Raw genomic sequence first — 471 nt, 5'->3', positions numbered from 1 at the left:
CTACGCCAGCAGCCAGGCCAAGCGCGGTGAGCCCATGGCCCTGGATGCCCTCTCCGAGTTGATGGACGACGAGGCGCCACGCGCCTTCTACGACTACATCCGCAACAAGGATTACGGCCTGGCGCCGGAGATCCCGGCGGACAAGCGCACCCTCAACCAATTCCGCCGCTTCACCGGTCGCGCCGAAGGCTTATCGATCAGCTTCGAGGCGCACCTGCTGGGCTCGCGCATCGAATACGACGAAGGCCAGGATGTGCTGATCATTCGCGAGGTGCCGACCCAACTGAAGGACCAGCTCAAGCGGCGCAAGGACTAGGTTCTGTACGAAAAATGCCTGCGCTCGGTGATGCTTCGTTGAAAAAGGCTTCGGAATGCTCATTTACCGCTCGTAAACTCCGCTTCCTCAGCCTTTTCGCCTCGCCTGACCTTCGCTCGGCGCTTTTGGTACAGAACCTAGCGACCGCCTGGCCC

The 471-nt window shown here is 61.1% G+C and carries 1 protein-coding gene; it reads left to right on the top strand.

All coding sequences use genetic code 11. The features are described 5' to 3' along the window. A partial coding sequence (locus tag KYG_RS18705; protein ID WP_008906496.1) for a nucleoid-associated protein occupies positions 1 to 316 on the top strand: 316 nt, incomplete at its 5' end. Positions 317 to 471 lie beyond the last annotated feature (155 nt).

The organism is Acidovorax sp. NO-1, assembly GCF_000238595.1.
GTDB lineage: Bacteria > Pseudomonadota > Gammaproteobacteria > Burkholderiales > Burkholderiaceae_C > Acidovorax.
This window is presented reverse-complemented; position numbering and strand designations above follow the sequence as displayed.